We start from the raw sequence: 15,381 nt of genomic DNA on the forward strand, positions 1-15,381 counted from the left end.
ACGATTCTCATCGCAAGGACCCGCGGACCCCCATGTTCGAGCAGACCTTCAAGAACATCGACGATGTGCTGTGGAAAGAGGCCGGTTGCGCCACCGAGCTGGACTACACCGAGCAGACCTCCTGGCTGCTGTTCCTCAAGTACCTGGACGATCTGGAGCAGAGCCGCGCCATCAACGCCACCCTGGCCGGCAAGTCCTTCGACTTCATCATCGACACGCCCTACCAGTGGTCCACCTGGGCCGCACCCCGCGATCGCAACGGCAACCTGGATCGCGACCGCGCCCTGACCGGCGACGACCTGCTGGACTTCGTCAATCGCGAACTCTTCCCCTACCTGCAGGGCTTTCGCGAGCGCGCCAGCGGGCCGGACACCATCGAGTACAAGATCGGCGAGATCTTCGGCGAGGTGCGCAACAAGTTCCAGAGCGGCTATAGCCTGCGCGACGCCCTGGAACTGGTGGACAGCCTGCAGTTCCGCTCCCAGGCCGAGAAGCACGAGCTCTCGCACCTCTATGAGGCCAAGATCAAGAACATGGGCAACGCCGGGCGCAACGGCGGCGAGTACTACACCCCGCGCCCGCTGATCCGCGCCATGATCCGGGTGATCGACCCCCGGATCGGCGAGCGCCTCTATGACGGCGCGGCGGGGTCGGCTGGCTTCCTCTGCGAGGCCCACGACTACCTGCGCTATGGCTTTGGCAGCGACGAACCGCGCCGGCTCACCACCGAGCAGCTCGATACACTCCAGAACCACACCTTCTTTGGCAAGGAGAAGAAGAGCCTGCCGTACGTCATCGGCATCATGAACATGATCCTGCATGGCATCGAGGCGCCCAATCTGGTGCACACCAACACCCTGACCGAGAACCTCGCCGACCTGCAGGAGAAGGACCGATTCGACGTGATCCTCGCCAACCCGCCCTTTGGCGGCAAGGAGCGCAAGGAGGTCCAGCAGAACTTCCCGATCAAGACCGGCGAGACGGCCTTCCTCTTCCTGCAGCACTTCATCAAGCGGCTGAAGGCCGGCGGCCGCGCGGCGGTGGTGATCAAGAACACCTTCCTCTCCAACGCCGACAACGCCTCCAGAGCGCTGCGCCAGGAACTGCTGGAGAGCTGCAACCTGCACACAGTACTCGACTGTCCCGGTGGCACCTTCCTCGGCGCCGGCGTGAAGACGGTAGTGCTGTTCTTCGAGAAGGGCGCCCCCACCCGCGATATCTGGTACTACCAGCTCGACCCCGGCCGCAGCCTGGGCAAGACCAATCCGCTCAATGACGACGACCTGGCCGAGTTCATTCAGCTGCAGGCGACCTTCGCCGACTCCGACAATTCGTGGAAGGTCAGCGTCAACGACCTGGACCGCGAGACCTTCGATCTTTCGGTGAAGAACCCCAACAGGGCCGAGGAAGCCCCGCTGCGCGACCCCGAGGTGATCATCAACGAGATCGAGACGCTGGACCGCGAGGCCGAGGAGATCCTGGAAGGGATTCGGGGGATGTTATGAGGGAAGGGTGGAAGAGCGCGAAGCTAGGTGAAGTCAGTGAGATGATCAAGCGGGGCATTGCCCCCAAGTACATTGATGCGGGTGGCGTCTGCGTCATCAACCAGAAATGTATTCGAGATCATTCCATAAATTACGATCTTGCGCGCCGGCATAATGTTGAGGTCAAGAAGGTTCCGCAGGAACGCTTCATCCAGCTTGGCGATGTGCTGGTGAACTCGACTGGTACAGGGACTTTAGGGCGAGTTGCTCAAGTTCGAAGAGATCCGGATGAGCCAGCTACTGTTGATACCCATGTGACAATCGTTAGGCCCGTTGACGGAGTTTTCTATCACGATTTCTTCGGCTACATGCTGATCAAGATAGAAGATGAAATAATTAATAGCGGTGAAGGGGCGAGTGGTCAGACGGAGCTTCCAAGGCAGAAGTTGGAAAACCAGTTCTTCGTCTCGTTTCCTGAGTCGATAGAAGAACAAAAGCGCATCGTTGCCATTCTTGATGAGGCCTTCGAGGGAATCGATACGGTCGTTGCCAATACCGAAAATAATCTCGCCAATGTGCGTGAGCTTTTCGATGGCTATTTGTCCGCTGTCTTCGCCCAGCGCGGTGACGGCTGGGTTGACCAGCCATTGAAAGATGTATGCGTTGACTATGGTCGGGGAAAGTCAAAGCACAGGCCTCGTAACGACCCCATGTTATATGGCGGGGATTACCCCTTCATTCAGACTGGTGATGTTCGGAAATCTAATCATGTCATCAAGAAATATTCAGCGACCTATAACGAAGCCGGTCTCGCGCAAAGCAAGCTATGGCTGGAAGGGACGATATGCATAACGATTGCGGCTAATATCGCGGAAACCGGGATCTTGGGTTTCGATGCCTGTTTCCCTGATAGCATCATTGGCCTGGTGGTTGACGAGAAAAAGGCATCTAAAGAGTACGTTGAGTACCTCCTTCAGTCAGTCAAGACGGTGCTGAAGGCTAAGGGGAAGGGCAGTGCGCAGGACAATATCAATCTTGGCACCTTCGAGAAAGAGAAGTTTCCTTTCCCACCGCTGGTCAAGCAGGTGGAGATAGCGGCGAACCTGCATGAACTGTCATCGGCAGTAAGCAGTATCGAAGCCATCTACCAGCAGAAGCTCACCGCCCTCGCCGAGCTAAAGCAGTCCCTGCTGCAGAAGGCCTTCTCCGGCGAGTTGACGGCCAAGAAGGCCGAGGCGGCGGTGGAGGAGGAGACGGCATGAGTACCGATAACCAGACCCCCATCATCATCTACCAGGAAGCCGATCAGGCGGTCGATATATATGGGGAAAGCAATGTGCAAAAATTGCACATACTGAAGGCTATCTGCCAGTCCATCAGGATATTCTGACGAGACAAAATGCAACTGTTTCCATTTTGGAAGCAGTTCGCTTTGGGTGCTGCCTGGTCAGGTTCCTAACCAGCTGCTGCAAAAAATGCAACAGCTGGTGCCCTGTGTGTTATGGCACTGTTCCAGCATGATGAACCATCCGGAGATTCCGGATGGTTACGGCGTAGGCGAGCCATATCCCGATGAACTGCCGAGGAATCCTCGGCTGTTCATCAGCCGCCTCGCTACCGGCCGGGCAACTTGTAAGGATTTCTGATGAGTTGCCCATGGTTGGACAAGCCGCCGCCGAATCGAGATAGTGAGCCGAAGGGTACTCAAGGACGCAGGGAACGCACCACAGGGAAGCCGCTCATGAACGAAGCCGACACTCGCGCCGAGCTGATCGACCCCGCCCTGAAGGAGGCAGGATGGGGCGTGGTGGCGGGCAGCCGGGTACGGCGCGAGGTCATCACCCTGGGGCGGCTCCAGGTCGCCGGGCAGCGCACCCGTGGTGACATCGCCGACTATGTGCTCTTCTACCAGGGCCAGAAGCTGGCGGTGATCGAGGCCAAGAAGCGCGACCTTCCTGTCACCGAGGGCCTGGCCCAGGCCAAGCGCTACGCCGAACGGCTGCAGGCCCGTTTCGCCTATGCCACCAACGGGGTGGGGCTCTACCGGGTCGACATGCACACCGGCGAGGAAGGCCCGGTGGTCGGCTACCCTTCGCCCCAGGCGCTGTGGGCCGAGACCTTCCCCGAGCCCAACTCCTGGCGCGAGCGCTTCGGCGAGGTGCCCTTCCACGACAATGGCGGCCAGTGGCAGGCGCGCTACTACCAGCACAACGCCATCAACCAGGCGCTGGAAGCGATCGCCGCCGGTCGCCAGCGCGTGCTGCTGACGCTCGCCACCGGCACCGGTAAGACCGCCATCGCCTTCCAGCTCGCCTGGAAGCTGTTCCATAGCCGCTGGAACCTGGCTGCCTGGCAGGGCGACGAGGCGACCCGGCGCCGGCCGCGCATCCTCTTCCTGGCCGACCGCAACATCCTCGCCGACCAGGCCTACAACAGCTTCTCGGCCTTCCCCGAGGATGCCCTGGTGCGCATCGCCCCCGATGCGATCCGCAAGCAGGGGCGGGTGCCCAAGAACGGCAACCTCTTCTTCACCATCTTCCAGACCTTCATGAGCGGCCGCGATGCAGAAGGCAACCCGGCGCCCAGCTTCGGCGACTACCCGCCGGACTTCTTCGACCTGATCATCATCGATGAATGCCACCGCGGCGGCGCCAACGACGAGAGCAGCTGGCGCGCCATCCTCGAGTACTTCTCGCCGGCGGTGCAGCTCGGCCTGACCGCCACCCCCAAGCGCACCACCAACACCGACACCTACGCCTACTTCGGCGAGCCGGCCTACGTCTACTCGCTGAAGGAGGGCATCAACGATGGCTTCCTGACGCCGTTCAAGGTGCGCCAGATCGCCACCACCCTGGACGACTACGTCTACACCCCGGATGACGAGGTGGTACAGGGCGAGGTGGAGCAGGGCAGGCGCTATACCGAAGCCGACTTCAACCGCCTCATCAGGATCAAGGAGCGCGAGAAGTATCGGGTGCAGGTGTTCATGGAGATGATCGACCCGCGCGAGAAGACGCTGGTGTTCTGCGCCAACCAGGAACACGCCCTGGCGGTGCGCGACCTGATCAACCAGGCCAAGACGCACCCCGACCCCAACTACTGCGTGCGGGTGACGGCCGATGACGGGGCCGAGGGCGAGCGCTTCCTGCGCCGCTTCCAGGACAACGAGAAGACCATTCCCACCATCCTGACCACCTCGCAGAAGCTCTCCACCGGTGTGGACGCGCGCAACATCCGCAATATCGTGCTGATGCGCCCGGTGAACTCGATGATCGAGTTCAAGCAGATCATCGGCCGCGGCACGCGCCTGTTCGACGGCAAGGACCACTTCACCATCCTCGACTTCGTGCGCGCCTACGAGCACTTCAACGACCCCGAGTGGGACGGCGAGCCCATGGCGCCCGAACCCTGTGGCCGCTGCGGCGAGAGCCCCTGCACCTGCGTGGTCAGCCCGCCGGAGCCATGCGAGGCCTGCGGCAACCGCCCCTGCACCTGCGAGAAGGAACCGCCGGAGCCTTGCCCGGTGTGTGGCGAGTCGCCCTGCCAGTGCGACGGCGGGGGCGGCAGGCGCGTGGTGGAGATCGAGTTGGCGCCGGGCAAGTACCGGCAGCTGCAGCACATGAGCGCGACCAGCTTCTGGAGCCCGGATGGCACGCCGATCAGCGCTGCCGATTTCATCCGTCGCCTCTACGGCGACCTGCCGGCCCTGTTTCAGGACGAGGACACCCTTCGCGAGCTGTGGAGCCAACCTGACACTCGCCAGGGGCTGCTGGATCGCCTGGCCGAGAAGGGCTACGGCAGCGAGCAGTTGCGCGATATCGCACGCCTGGTGGATGCCGAGAACAGCGACCTCTTCGACGTGCTGGCCTACATCGCCTTCGCGCTGCCACCGATTAGCCGCGAGGAGCGGGTCGCCAGCCACCGAAGCCAGCTGTTTGCGGAGTATGACTACCGCCAGCGTGAGTTCCTGAGCTTTATCCTGGATCACTACGTCGAAAGCGGCGTTGGTGTGCTCGCTCAGGAGCGGCTGCCGAACCTGATCCAGCTGAAGTACCAGACACCCACCGACGCCATCGCCGAGCTAGGCAGCGTCGAGAATATCCGTGACGTCTTTATCGGGTTCCAGGCGAGGTTGTATGAGTAGTTCGCCTTGTCGTTATCCAGTAATTAATATCCTTTTCGTAGTCGATAAGGTTTTCGACGTTTTATTTTAGAGAGATTTTTTAGGAGGTGTTATGGAGTACACCAAGGGGCAGCGGGTCAGGCATCCAAAGATGGAAGGCTGGGGTGTTGGGGAAGTCCTTGAGGATTCAAGGAATGGCGTTGCGCGTATTTTTTTTGTGGGTGCTGGCGAGAAGTCACTACGCTTGGATTATGTGGCGCCTGTGCTGGTCACTGGTGATGAAGCAAGCCATGAGCTGCTGGATAATCTAAGGATTAAAAGCTCCAAAACGCTTGAGAAATACAAGAGCCTTCCTGATTCAATCGAGACGTTTCTTTCTCAGTTTCCTGGCGGATTCTATGGTGAAAAATTTTATGATGAGGAGCGAGGTTACAAGGAAAAGGCCAGTGCGTTGGCAAGAGAGACTCTGTCTGAAGGTGCTTTGAATCCGGGCATTCAACAAGAGGATTATGCTGAGTTATGCCGTAGCGCCATGAGGGTTATAGCAGCGACAAACCTCGTGTTCCCGAATGAGAAGATGGCGCTGAAGGATGGTCTTCAATCTCGGGCCAATCAGCAGCTATTTGTCGAGCGCCTCTATGCACTGCTCTATGGCGAGGAAGGCCTTTCATCACGCTTCGAGGCATTCTGCCGCTGTCTCGAAACCCTAGGTGCAGCGAAGTGGACAACAGCCACCTATTTCCCTTTCCTGGTACATTCCGAAACCAGCATGTTCATCAAGCCGACGATCACCCAACATGCTGCAGAGATATGCCGCTTCGAGATCAACTACCAACCACAGCTAAACTGGCTGACCTACAAGTCGGTATTGGACTTCTCTAACACCATCAAGGTCGAGATTGCTGAGCTGGAGCCAAGGGACATGATTGACGTCCAGTCATTCATGTGGTGCATTTCACCGCATTGAGAGGTGTTTATGAGCAACCAAGAAGAAATTGACAACATCATCCTACGGTACAGTGAAGAGAGCATCCTTTTTCGCTCTTCTTCCCTCGTCGGGGGAGGCATGGATCCTCTCTTTCCAAGGCTCGAACGTGCTGTTATGAACCAGTTGGATCATGGCTCTGCAACTCTGTCACGCTATGGTATCTGGGCTAATACGGTACGGGACAATATTGCAATGGCGTTGGAGCTCCTTGAGAAGGAGGGTGAGAAAGAGGAGGTCAAGCGCCTTCTATATCGAGCGGCAAATTCACTTTCTGCCTTTTCAGAGATTCAAGCCGTGATCGACGCGTCGCTCATGCATCGTGAATGACAGGCCTCCCATGATCGATCACGACAGGCTGAAGTCGCTGGTGCAACAGCTCTATGCGACGGTGTCGGAACTGGAGGCCATGTTCCCCGGACGACATTTCACTCCCGATGGGCATATGGTTGGCAGCCTTGGTGAGTGCCTGGTTGCCGATGCCTATGGCCTGGAACTGCTGACGGCATCCAACAAGGGCTTCGATGCTCTGTCACCTTCGGGCCTGGAAGTGGAAATCAAGGCAACCCAGTCTCGAAGCGTGGCGTTTCGGAGCCAGCCGGCGCATGCCATTGTCATCAGAATCCTGAATGACGGCAGCTTTGAGGAGGTCTTCAATGGCCCGGGGCGTATCGTCTGGGAGCAGTTTTCAGGCAAACGTCGTCCCAGCAATGGACAGTTTCAGATCTCCATCAGGCGACTGGGTCAACTTAACCAGACAGTGGCAGAGGATGATCGGTTACCAGCTGTCACGTGATTATTTTCCTTCATAAGGATGTGAGTCATGCCACTACAAAACCGGGTCGATCCGTCTGGTCAGATCTTGTCATCTCCGGCTCGTGGCACCCTGATGGGAAACCGCGGCACCCTTCATGATGCCGAGAAGAAGGTGGTCAAGACCCACTCCGTCCAGCGCTGGATCATCTGTGTCCTTAAGTTCAAGGGGCGACGCCGGGAGTTGATGACCCCCGGCAAATACACGGAGCTGTTCTTCCTTGACGAGGCGTCGGCGCTTGCAGCGGGCCATCGACCTTGCCAGGAGTGCCAGCGAGAGCGGGCCCTCGAGTTCAAGCGGTATTGGGCGCTGGCCAATCGACCTGAAGATCCGGATGGTGTGCTTATGCCCGAGATGGATCGGCAGCTGCACCATGAGCGGATAGCTCGGCGGCGCAAGGTGACCTGGCAAAGCTCCGTTGAAGCACTGCCGGATGGTGCCTTCTTCGAGCATGATGGTCAGGCGTATCTCGTCTGGGAAGGCAACCACTGGCGCTGGAGCTTCGAGGGCTACCATCAGTCAGAGCCTTGCGGTTCAAGGACCGTGGTGAATGTGCTGACGCCGAAGTCTACCGTGAGGGCGTTGCAGGCTGGCTTCGGACCGAGCGTTCATCGTTCTATCACCTTTCCTTCAACCTGAACGTCAGAGCTGCCTTCGATTTCGATAGAGGAGTGCTCCATGCTCAACCGCTCCGCCCTGCTGCTGCGCTACAAGGCTCCGGCCGTGCAGTGGATCAACGACGCCAATCCCTCGCCGGGTGGCAGCAGCGTTACCCTGGCAGAGGTCAACAGCGACCTGACCGTCTACCTGATCAGCGACGAGGTGGCGGAGTCGCCGGAGGAGGTCAGACGGTGGGTCAAGGCCAACTGGCGCCTCCTGTTCGAATCCGAGCTGGAGGGCTGGTACACCGACCCCACGCTATGGCCGAAGCTCACCCTGAAGCGCTTTGACGAGTGGTTCGATGTCGAGTGCCACAGTACGATCGTCGATTCACTGGGCACGTCCATCGAGGACGATGAGGCGGAGGACTGACCGGGAGCCACCATGAAGCCCTTCTCCATCCTGCTGATCCGCCTGCTGGGTCTCTATCTCTTCCTGAAGACCCTGTTCTCGGTGCTGCCGGCGCTGCTGGGCCCGAATGTCGGGGAGTTCTGGTCAGCCGAGCTACTGCCGGTGCTGATCTCCACGGTGGCGGTACCCATGGTGGGCGGCGTATTGCTGTGGTGCTTCGCCGGCCGGCTGGCGGAGAGGCTGCATGGCGGCGTCGAGGCCGACGCCGGTGCTCGCATCGCGGACGAGGCCCTGGTGCGTGCCGGCACCTTCCTGATCGGTGTGTACCTGGTGATGCGCCACGTCGGCATGCTGGTGGCGGCCTACACGGGCGCGGGTGCCGTGGCCTATGACGCCCTGGTCGTGGTGGTGCTGGGCCTCGGCATGATGCTGGGCAATGGTGGCATAGCCGTGCTCTACCGCCGGATCAAGTATCTGGGAGTTGATCGGTAGGGAGGAGGCGAGGTGACGCCCGCCTACCGGCCCTCTTCGCCGAAGGTGTGCACCTCTCGGAACCAGTCGTCGACCTGCTTCTGGCTCATCCCCTCCACGCCACCGATCAGCGTCTCGCGTATCGGTGACAGGCCGACGAAGCCGAGGATGTTGCGTTCCAGCGACTTGAGGCTGTGGGCCCGATAGAGGTGGCGGTAGATGGCCGCCGGCATGCCCATGGTCACGATGACCCGTGCCGAGCGCCCCTTCAGCCCCTTCTTGCCCAGGGGGTTGCCCTCCTCGTACTCGAAGGCGAAGCCCGGGCGCAGCACCTGCTCCAGAAAGCCCTTGACCATGGCCGGCATGTCACCAAGCCACAGCGGGAAGATAAGCACCAGATGCTGGCACCAGCCGATGGCCTGCTGGGCCTCGGCCAGGCTGTCGGGGAGGGGCGAGTGCTCCCACTCCTTCTGGCTGCGAATCAGGGGAAACTCGAGGCTGGCCAGGTCGATCTGGCGGATCTCGTGGCCCTTCTGCTCCGCGCCAGCGCGGTAGTGGTCGGCCAGGGCGTGGCAGAGGTGAGTTTCGCTCTGGTCGGGGTGACCCTGCAGGATCAGGATGCGCTGGTGCATGACGACGACCTCTCGGTGAGGCAGGGGGCCTGACCCTCAGTGTAGTCGTCAGGTCGGCAATCACCTTGACGGGTATCAAGGCATGGGCAGAGCGGGCACTGTGGCCTATCCGCTGGCTGCCGGGTGAATCAGATGCCGGTAATCAGGAAGTCGATAGCAGTCATGATCCGGTCGCGATAGCCGCCAAGGTCATGAACCGCTTTACCGAGTCGCTTCCTTTCGATACCGGCGAGCTCCTGTGTCATGAGGATAAAGGGCTGGCCATCGATCTCGATGATGGGGTTCAAATGGGTCATTCGCATGCTTTCGGCTTGAGCCGCAGGGCTGAGTGGCACGACTACCGTTGTGCGCAGTTCGTCGAGCAGGTCGCTCTGGATATCAAGCAGGTAGGGATAGCGATGCCGCGAGGCTGGATTCCGGTTTTCGTAGGCGTTGAATTGGGCCATCAGAACTGCCGTTCGCCATCGCCGAAGGTGCCGTGATCTTCCACGGTCCGATTGTAGGCTTGGATGGCCGTGGCATTTTCCCGCCTCCACTGTTCCTGCTGCTCGGTACGCACCGTTTCTGTCAGCGCCCTCTCGAAGGTGGCAGAGAGGTTGATCCCCAGGCGCCTTGCGCGTTGGAGCAGGTCGCTGTTGATGCTGACATTGGTGGCCTTCTTGGGTGCCGTGACATCGAAGAGTGGCGACATGGTGAGATCTCTCGTCGAGATAGGCGATGCGTATAGCGTATGCGCATCATGGTTGTTCGGCAAGGCATGCTCTGCGTGGCGGATTGTCCGGGCATTCATTCCCGTTCATCCCGCGTCGCGCGCAGCAGCACCCGATCCATGCCTCGGGTGCTCAGCACGCGTTTGAGGGCGGTGAAGAGGTGGGTGGGCAGGGTCACCGCATAGCGGGGCCGGGGGCGCGGGTGCTCCAGGGCGTGGATCAGCTTGGCCACCACCGCCTCGGGGCCCAGGGTGAAGGCACCCTTGCCGTCCTGGCTGGCCAGGCGCGCCTCCACCTTGCGGTAGGTCTCGGCATGGGCGCTGTGCCGGGTATCGATGTTGGCGCGGAAGGCGCGGTGGGCGTTCTCGCGAAAGCGGCTGGAGATGGGGCCGGGCTGGATCAGGCTGATGTGGATGCCGCTGCCGAGAAGCTCCTGGCGCAGGGTGTCGGTGAGGCCCTCGAGGGCGAACTTGGAGCAGACGTAGGCGCCGCGGTAGGGCAGGGCGGCGAAGCCCAGTACCGAGCTGTTGTGCACGATGCGCCCGTGCCCCTGGGCACGCATCATCGGCAACACCCTGGTGGTGAGCTCGTGGGTGCCGAGCAGGTTGGTCTCGAGCTGCTGTCTCAGCACGTCGCGGGAGAGGTCCTCCACTGCGCCGGGCTGGCCGTAGGCGCCGTTGTTGAAGAGCGCCGTCAATGTGCCACCGGTGCGCTGTGCCACATCTGCCACCGCCGCCTCGATGGAGTCGCTGCTGTCCAGGTCCAGCGTAAGTGCCTCGAAGCCCTCCTCGCGCAGCCGGGCCACATCCTCTGCTTTGCGCGCCGTTGCGAAAACCCGCCAGCCCCGCTCGGCCATGGCGTGTGCCGCGGCATGCCCGATGCCGCTGGAGCAGCCGGTGATCAGCAGGCTTCGGGTCGTCTGCGGCGGGGTGGCTGGCATGCGGTTTTCCTTTCAGTGCGGGGGAGCGAGGTGGGCCTCGACCATAGGGCCCGGGAGCCGATTCGGCAATGGTGGCCGAAAGGGAGCGTGTGGCGATGGACGGAGTGCTACGCTGCCGGTGGCGAGGAGGGGAGGCGAACCATGAGCGAGCATGCCGGGCGCCGTTGGCGGTGGGTGGTGATATCGGGGGTCACGTTCTCGGGGCTGGTGCTGGCGGTGTGGCTGGTGCTCGAGTGGCTTACCCCCGCTCCGGTGACTGGGCGGTTGATCGAGTATCACAGTGATGCACCGGTGGCTGGCGCCACCCTGACCCTGAGCCGCCAGGGCTGGGGCTTGAGCGGCGCGGATCGACAACTGGTCTGGGACAAGCGCTACGAAACCACCGCGACCACTGATGGCGAGGGGCGCTTTCGCCTGCCGTTGCCCGGCCCGGTGTGGCTGCTGGGTAACGGCAGCGGCCGTCTCGTGGCCGAGGCGCAGGGCTTTCAGCGGCTCGATGCGGGCTATGTGGCCCCTGGCGCGGCCTTGACCCTGCAGACGGTGGCCGAACGGGAGGAGCGCCTGCCCGGCGGGATCGCCTACCTGGGCTGGGACGAGGACGGCGAGCCCTTCGGCTGGTCCTTCATCGACCACGCCCCGGTGCGAGACCCGGCCGGGGCCGACCTCTTCCCCGTCGCCCTGGAGCGCGAGCCGCTGCGAATCACCCTGGCCTCCGCCGATGGGGGCGGGCTGCACTTCGTCTCGGCCGAGGCGCAGGGGATCACCCATCCTTCCTACGACTACCTGCTGCGCTATCGGGATACCTCGCCCGAGCCGCCTGCCGAATCCCGGCTGACACTGGACGACACCCCCGGCACGCTCTTCCTGCGCACCGCCCGGGATCGCCACGCCAAGCTCGCCTGGGAGCCGGGCGAGGCGCTGGCGATGTCCGGCAGCGTGCCGGGGCTCGATACCAGTAGCGAGCGGCTGATCTCCTTGCGCTTCGTCTATCGTCCCGGGCCGGGGAAGTCGGTGGTGTACCAGCCACCACTACGGCCGGTGGAGCCTGTTCGCGCCGCGCTGCTGGCTTCCCTGCCAGAGCAGGGAGCGCCCTTCACGGGACCGCGTGCCTACCGGCTGGTCGTGACCGATGCCGAGGGCAGGGAACTGGAGCGCCAGCACGTCGAGCTGGCTCCAGGCGTACCGCTGGATGTGGAAAGCTGTGCCCGGCAGGCGCCGTTGACCTGGCGCTTCCAGGCGATGCGCCTGGAGTACGACACGGATGGCCTGCCGCACCTGCAGTTGACGGTGGATGGCGATCGCTTCGTGCACCACTCCGCGCCACGCCTGGTCAGCACACGGGACGATACCGTGTTCGAGGTGATGGCCTTCGACCTCGACTATCGCCGCCATGACCTTCGTCTCCGCCTGCGGGAGTTGCCTGGCGATGCAGGCCCCGCCGGCTGCACCTCGCCGCCCCGGCAGGGTCATTAAGAACTGCGCCCGCATGGCGGCTCACCGTCAGAGCATCTCCCGGGTCGCCTCCATCACCCGGCCATCCACGCTGCGCTGGATCTTGTCCTCGATCTCGCCGAGCAGCGCTTCCACCTTGGGGCCCTCGTTGGCCACCGCCACGAAGGTCCACTCGCTCGCCTCCAGCCGGTCGTGTTCGCCACTCTCGCAGACCGCCACCGCCGGGTTGCGCCCGAAGCGCTCGTGAAGGCCGCCCATACGCTGGCGCTTCTCCTTCAGCGACCGGCAGCCGGGCAGCGAAATGTGCAGGGTGAGGATTCCTATATGCATCACAACCTCTCCATAGCTCTCGTGGCTTCGCCCTGGCGATAGCCATACAGCAACTTGAACCCAGGGCGTAAGAGAAAAGCGACACTGACTTGTAAGCCTTTTCCCACTGGTGCTCAAGGGACTTAGGTGCCAGGCTTTCTGGTTACAGAATGTTGCTGGACATGGCCGCAAAAAGAACGGCCGACCAGAGCAGCCAGCGGAAGATGCGCAGGGAACCACTGATGATCCTCAAGGAAAAGGATGCCTATAACGGCACCGATGAGCGCGGTTACTACGGCCACAAGCAGGAGCAGGACGTGGCCTTCCATCTGCGCCGCGAGTTCGGCGACAGCGAGCAGATCCGCATCATCAACGACCTGATCATCGAGCATGGTGGCGAGCGCGCCCAGATCGACCACCTGGTGATCCACCCCTACGGCTTCATCATCATCGAGTCCAAGAGCATCGTCGGCGAGGTTCAGGTCAACGCCGAAGGGGAGTGGTCGAGAAGCTATCAGGGCAAATGGATGGGCATGCCGTCGCCAATTCGCCAGGCGGAGTTGCAAAAGCAGGTCCTCCACCGTCTGATCAGAGCTAATGTGGAGCATCTGCTCGGCAAGATCTTAGGTGTGCAATCGAAAGTAGGCGGCCGTGACTGGCAAACGCTATGCGCCGTTTCCAGTACCGCGATATTGCATCGCGATAAGATGCCGAAATCCGTTGCTCGCAAGGTCGTGAAGACGGAGTTCGTGGCCAAGAAAGTCCGGGATCTTGTGGGTAACATCGTTACGGAGTATCTCAAGGCAAAGCCCCGCTTCTCCTTACAGGAGCTCGAGAACCTCGGCGCCTTTCTTGTGGAGCATACCTACAAGCTGCAGGCGGAATTGGAGAAGCCAGCACACGTAACGCTGGCTAAGGAGCCAGCCCCTGATGTTGTCCTCGTCAGCGAACCTGCGCCACAAAGCTATGTGGCGACTGATGCCGAGCGTGTTGCCTCAGAGCCCGCTATAGACACTGCAGCCACCACTGAAAAACTGCTGACCTGCAAGCAGTGTGGCGAGGCCGACAACCTGATCGGCATGTATGGCCAGTATGGCTATTACGTCAGGTGTGCCAACTGCAATACCAACACGTCGATGAAGCAACCCTCATGCCCGGCCTGCGGTTGGAAGGCCGTAAGAGTCTCCAAGGACGGCCTGAGCTACACGGCGACATGCCGGAAGTGCGATCACCAGTATCTGGTTTTCCGGCAGAGAGAGGGGGAGGTGTAATGGCGGATATCGACCCACAGCAGACATGCCGGCAAAGGCAGCGAGCACGTTCATTGGTGTTATGCAGCCGGCTGCTATGATCGGTGTTATACTGCCAATCCATACTTAATCTTTCGATTTTTCAGTATGCCATGGTGAAAACGGCGGGCAGCATAACATTGTTGAACGTGACGGCGCGTTCATTCAATATCAGAGCGTTCTATCTAATACCTGTTAGCTTTTTATATGAGAACACAAACACACATTATCGATTCCAGAGCTGTTAAGTCCGTTATAGCTCGGCTCCCTGACCATTGGGTCGTGCGAGAGCTGACAGAGCGCGATTATGGCATTGACCTTATGGTGGAAATTTTTGCTCCGGGATTGACGGATGCAAACGGGAAGGATGCGTTTGCCGAAACTGGAGCCATTTTCCACATACAGATCAAGGGTGTAGATGAGCAGATCCAGCCAGTGAAAGCCGGAACAATCAATTACTGCATTGGCAAGAAATCACTCGCCTATGTGGAAAAATTCAGCATCCCGTTTTTTCTGTTTCGTGTGAGCGTTGCCGACCCTCAGAAAATTTACTTCCTTTGGATACAAAGATACATCAAAGATGTCATGGATCGTGAGAATCCAATGTGGCGCGAAGAGAATGAAAATTCGATCACAATTTGCATACCTCCTGAAAACGAGCTACCTCAAGGTCTAAAGAAGATTGAGGATATAGCTTTTCGCCCAAAGTACCTAGAAGAACTTTTGGAGTTCTCTCAAATATACGAGGACATCGGAAAAAGAATAAATGCTATGCGAGTCGGCCAGCATGAGGTCAACGATGAAGTAATCGAAGACATTAAAAATCGTGCTTACCGTGCACGTAGACTCAATGTTCTTCTGACGCGCAATAATTGCTGCATTGATGGGAAGAGCTTAGATGGATTGATTCAATACATCACTGAGTTGGACACTGTGGATGGTCGCAACAAACCGATCCCCGATGAATACAATTTGGAAATGCTTGCCACCAGCATGACCGGGTTGGATTTTGTCGAGAACATGGTTTTAGAAAACGAGGGCTCGGTTGCGTATTAATCAACACAAAGCTAACAAGGCCGTAAACGCGGACGCATTTTTCGTCCGCTGCGCCCACTACAAATGCGCCGGTTAGGGCTGGCGTTAACTTATCACGAGTACCGC

Annotated in this window: 18 protein-coding genes; 13 read left to right on the plus strand and 5 right to left on the minus strand. The window is 60.1% G+C overall.

Annotation, left to right across the window (positions count from 1 at the left end; all coding sequences use genetic code 11):
- Positions 1-32: 32 nt before the first annotated feature.
- The 10 genes from LWH48_RS12655 to LWH48_RS12695 all read left to right on the plus strand — a co-directional run bounded on the left by LWH48_RS12655 (position 33) and on the right by LWH48_RS12695 (position 8,909).
- Positions 33-1,505, plus strand: coding sequence for a class I SAM-dependent DNA methyltransferase (locus LWH48_RS12655; protein ID WP_232912850.1), 1,473 nt, complete (start codon positions 33-35; stop codon positions 1,503-1,505).
- Positions 1,502-2,746, plus strand: a complete 1,245-nt coding sequence (locus LWH48_RS12660) for a restriction endonuclease subunit S (protein WP_269816201.1) — start codon at positions 1,502-1,504, stop codon at positions 2,744-2,746. Before LWH48_RS12655 ends, LWH48_RS12660 begins: the two co-directional genes overlap by 4 nt.
- Positions 2,743-2,874, plus strand: coding sequence for a hypothetical protein (locus tag LWH48_RS18270; protein WP_269816202.1), 132 nt, complete (start codon positions 2,743-2,745; stop codon positions 2,872-2,874). Before LWH48_RS12660 ends, LWH48_RS18270 begins: the two co-directional genes overlap by 4 nt.
- 351 nt (positions 2,875-3,225) lie before the next feature.
- Positions 3,226-5,628, plus strand: a complete 2,403-nt coding sequence (hsdR, locus tag LWH48_RS12665; protein ID WP_232912852.1) for an EcoAI/FtnUII family type I restriction enzme subunit R — start codon at positions 3,226-3,228, stop codon at positions 5,626-5,628.
- Positions 5,629-5,719: 91 nt separating this feature from the next.
- The gene (locus tag LWH48_RS12670; RefSeq protein ID WP_232912853.1) at positions 5,720-6,574 is read left to right on the plus strand and encodes a DUF3553 domain-containing protein; all 855 of its coding nucleotides are present in this window, start codon (positions 5,720-5,722) and stop codon (positions 6,572-6,574) included.
- Between the two features lie 9 nt (positions 6,575-6,583).
- Entirely contained in the window at positions 6,584-6,922 is a 339-nt protein-coding gene (locus LWH48_RS12675) for a hypothetical protein (protein WP_232912854.1), read from the plus strand.
- 10 nt (positions 6,923-6,932) lie between these two features.
- Positions 6,933-7,388 carry a DUF6998 domain-containing protein gene (locus tag LWH48_RS12680; protein ID WP_232912855.1) on the plus strand — a complete coding sequence of 152 codons (456 nt, stop codon included), beginning with the start codon at positions 6,933-6,935 and terminating at the stop codon, positions 7,386-7,388.
- A 27-nt stretch (positions 7,389-7,415) separates the two neighbouring features.
- A complete protein-coding gene (locus LWH48_RS12685) occupies positions 7,416-8,045 on the plus strand; it encodes a hypothetical protein (RefSeq protein ID WP_232912856.1) in 630 nt (209 codons plus the stop codon).
- A 39-nt stretch (positions 8,046-8,084) separates the two neighbouring features.
- On the plus strand, positions 8,085-8,438 hold the full coding sequence (locus LWH48_RS12690) for a hypothetical protein (protein ID WP_232912857.1): 354 nt from the start codon (positions 8,085-8,087) through the stop codon (positions 8,436-8,438).
- A 12-nt stretch (positions 8,439-8,450) separates the two neighbouring features.
- Positions 8,451-8,909 carry a hypothetical protein gene (locus LWH48_RS12695; RefSeq protein ID WP_232912858.1) on the plus strand — a complete coding sequence of 153 codons (459 nt, stop codon included), beginning with the start codon at positions 8,451-8,453 and terminating at the stop codon, positions 8,907-8,909.
- A 23-nt stretch (positions 8,910-8,932) separates the two neighbouring features.
- Here the strand turns inward: LWH48_RS12695 and LWH48_RS12700 are convergent, their stop codons facing one another.
- The 4 genes from LWH48_RS12700 to LWH48_RS12715 form a co-directional block, all read right to left on the minus strand.
- Positions 8,933-9,520 (minus strand): NAD(P)H-dependent oxidoreductase, encoded by a 588-nt coding sequence (locus LWH48_RS12700; RefSeq protein ID WP_232912859.1) that lies wholly within the window; start codon positions 9,518-9,520, stop codon positions 8,933-8,935.
- Between the two features lie 128 nt (positions 9,521-9,648).
- Positions 9,649-9,966 (minus strand): CcdB family protein, encoded by a 318-nt coding sequence (locus LWH48_RS12705; protein WP_232912860.1) that lies wholly within the window; start codon positions 9,964-9,966, stop codon positions 9,649-9,651.
- Complete coding sequence (locus LWH48_RS12710) at positions 9,966-10,211, minus strand: type II toxin-antitoxin system CcdA family antitoxin (RefSeq protein ID WP_232912861.1); 246 nt, start codon at positions 10,209-10,211, stop codon at positions 9,966-9,968. Before LWH48_RS12710 ends, LWH48_RS12705 begins: the two co-directional genes overlap by 1 nt.
- 95 nt (positions 10,212-10,306) lie before the next feature.
- Complete coding sequence (locus LWH48_RS12715; protein ID WP_232912862.1) at positions 10,307-11,170, minus strand: SDR family oxidoreductase; 864 nt, start codon at positions 11,168-11,170, stop codon at positions 10,307-10,309.
- A 141-nt stretch (positions 11,171-11,311) separates the two neighbouring features.
- Between LWH48_RS12715 and LWH48_RS12720 the strand changes: the two genes are divergently transcribed.
- Positions 11,312-12,643 carry a carboxypeptidase-like regulatory domain-containing protein gene (locus LWH48_RS12720; RefSeq protein WP_232912863.1) on the plus strand — a complete coding sequence of 444 codons (1,332 nt, stop codon included), beginning with the start codon at positions 11,312-11,314 and terminating at the stop codon, positions 12,641-12,643.
- Positions 12,644-12,670: 27 nt separating this feature from the next.
- Here LWH48_RS12720 and LWH48_RS12725 read toward each other — a convergent pair whose 3' ends face one another.
- Entirely contained in the window at positions 12,671-12,952 is a 282-nt protein-coding gene (locus tag LWH48_RS12725; RefSeq protein ID WP_232912864.1) for a DUF503 domain-containing protein, read from the minus strand.
- 221 nt (positions 12,953-13,173) lie between these two features.
- Between LWH48_RS12725 and LWH48_RS12730 the strand changes: the two genes are divergently transcribed.
- Together LWH48_RS12730 and LWH48_RS12735 are read left to right on the plus strand one after the other, a co-directional pair.
- Positions 13,174-14,202 carry a nuclease-related domain-containing protein gene (locus LWH48_RS12730; protein WP_232912865.1) on the plus strand — a complete coding sequence of 343 codons (1,029 nt, stop codon included), beginning with the start codon at positions 13,174-13,176 and terminating at the stop codon, positions 14,200-14,202.
- Positions 14,203-14,427: 225 nt separating this feature from the next.
- The gene (locus LWH48_RS12735; protein ID WP_269816203.1) at positions 14,428-15,276 is read left to right on the plus strand and encodes a DUF4365 domain-containing protein; all 849 of its coding nucleotides are present in this window, start codon (positions 14,428-14,430) and stop codon (positions 15,274-15,276) included.
- Positions 15,277-15,381 lie beyond the last annotated feature (105 nt).

Origin of the sequence: Halomonas sp. G15 (assembly GCF_021282295.1) — a bacterium.
GTDB classification, from domain to species: Bacteria; Pseudomonadota; Gammaproteobacteria; order Pseudomonadales; family Halomonadaceae; genus Halomonas; species Halomonas alimentaria.

Excerpts from the sequence above, each read along its gene's own strand:
- LWH48_RS12655 (WP_232912850.1), top strand. The coding sequence starts at position 33 with ATGTTCGAGCAGACCTTCAAGAACATCGACGATGTGCTGTGGAAAGAG.
- LWH48_RS12660 (WP_269816201.1), top strand. The coding sequence starts at position 1,502 with ATGAGGGAAGGGTGGAAGAGCGCGAAGCTAGGTGAAGTCAGTGAGATG.
- LWH48_RS18270 (WP_269816202.1), top strand. The coding sequence starts at position 2,743 with ATGAGTACCGATAACCAGACCCCCATCATCATCTACCAGGAAGCCGAT.
- hsdR (WP_232912852.1), top strand. The coding sequence starts at position 3,226 with ATGAACGAAGCCGACACTCGCGCCGAGCTGATCGACCCCGCCCTGAAG.
- LWH48_RS12670 (WP_232912853.1), top strand. The coding sequence starts at position 5,720 with ATGGAGTACACCAAGGGGCAGCGGGTCAGGCATCCAAAGATGGAAGGC.
- LWH48_RS12675 (WP_232912854.1), top strand. The coding sequence starts at position 6,584 with ATGAGCAACCAAGAAGAAATTGACAACATCATCCTACGGTACAGTGAA.
- LWH48_RS12680 (WP_232912855.1), top strand. The coding sequence starts at position 6,933 with ATGATCGATCACGACAGGCTGAAGTCGCTGGTGCAACAGCTCTATGCG.
- LWH48_RS12685 (WP_232912856.1), top strand. The coding sequence starts at position 7,416 with ATGCCACTACAAAACCGGGTCGATCCGTCTGGTCAGATCTTGTCATCT.
- LWH48_RS12690 (WP_232912857.1), top strand. The coding sequence starts at position 8,085 with ATGCTCAACCGCTCCGCCCTGCTGCTGCGCTACAAGGCTCCGGCCGTG.
- LWH48_RS12695 (WP_232912858.1), top strand. The coding sequence starts at position 8,451 with ATGAAGCCCTTCTCCATCCTGCTGATCCGCCTGCTGGGTCTCTATCTC.
- LWH48_RS12700 (WP_232912859.1), bottom strand. The coding sequence starts at position 9,520 with ATGCACCAGCGCATCCTGATCCTGCAGGGTCACCCCGACCAGAGCGAA.
- LWH48_RS12705 (WP_232912860.1), bottom strand. The coding sequence starts at position 9,966 with ATGGCCCAATTCAACGCCTACGAAAACCGGAATCCAGCCTCGCGGCAT.
- LWH48_RS12710 (WP_232912861.1), bottom strand. The coding sequence starts at position 10,211 with ATGTCGCCACTCTTCGATGTCACGGCACCCAAGAAGGCCACCAATGTC.
- LWH48_RS12715 (WP_232912862.1), bottom strand. The coding sequence starts at position 11,170 with ATGCCAGCCACCCCGCCGCAGACGACCCGAAGCCTGCTGATCACCGGC.
- LWH48_RS12720 (WP_232912863.1), top strand. The coding sequence starts at position 11,312 with ATGAGCGAGCATGCCGGGCGCCGTTGGCGGTGGGTGGTGATATCGGGG.
- LWH48_RS12725 (WP_232912864.1), bottom strand. The coding sequence starts at position 12,952 with ATGCATATAGGAATCCTCACCCTGCACATTTCGCTGCCCGGCTGCCGG.
- LWH48_RS12730 (WP_232912865.1), top strand. The coding sequence starts at position 13,174 with ATGATCCTCAAGGAAAAGGATGCCTATAACGGCACCGATGAGCGCGGT.
- LWH48_RS12735 (WP_269816203.1), top strand. The coding sequence starts at position 14,428 with ATGAGAACACAAACACACATTATCGATTCCAGAGCTGTTAAGTCCGTT.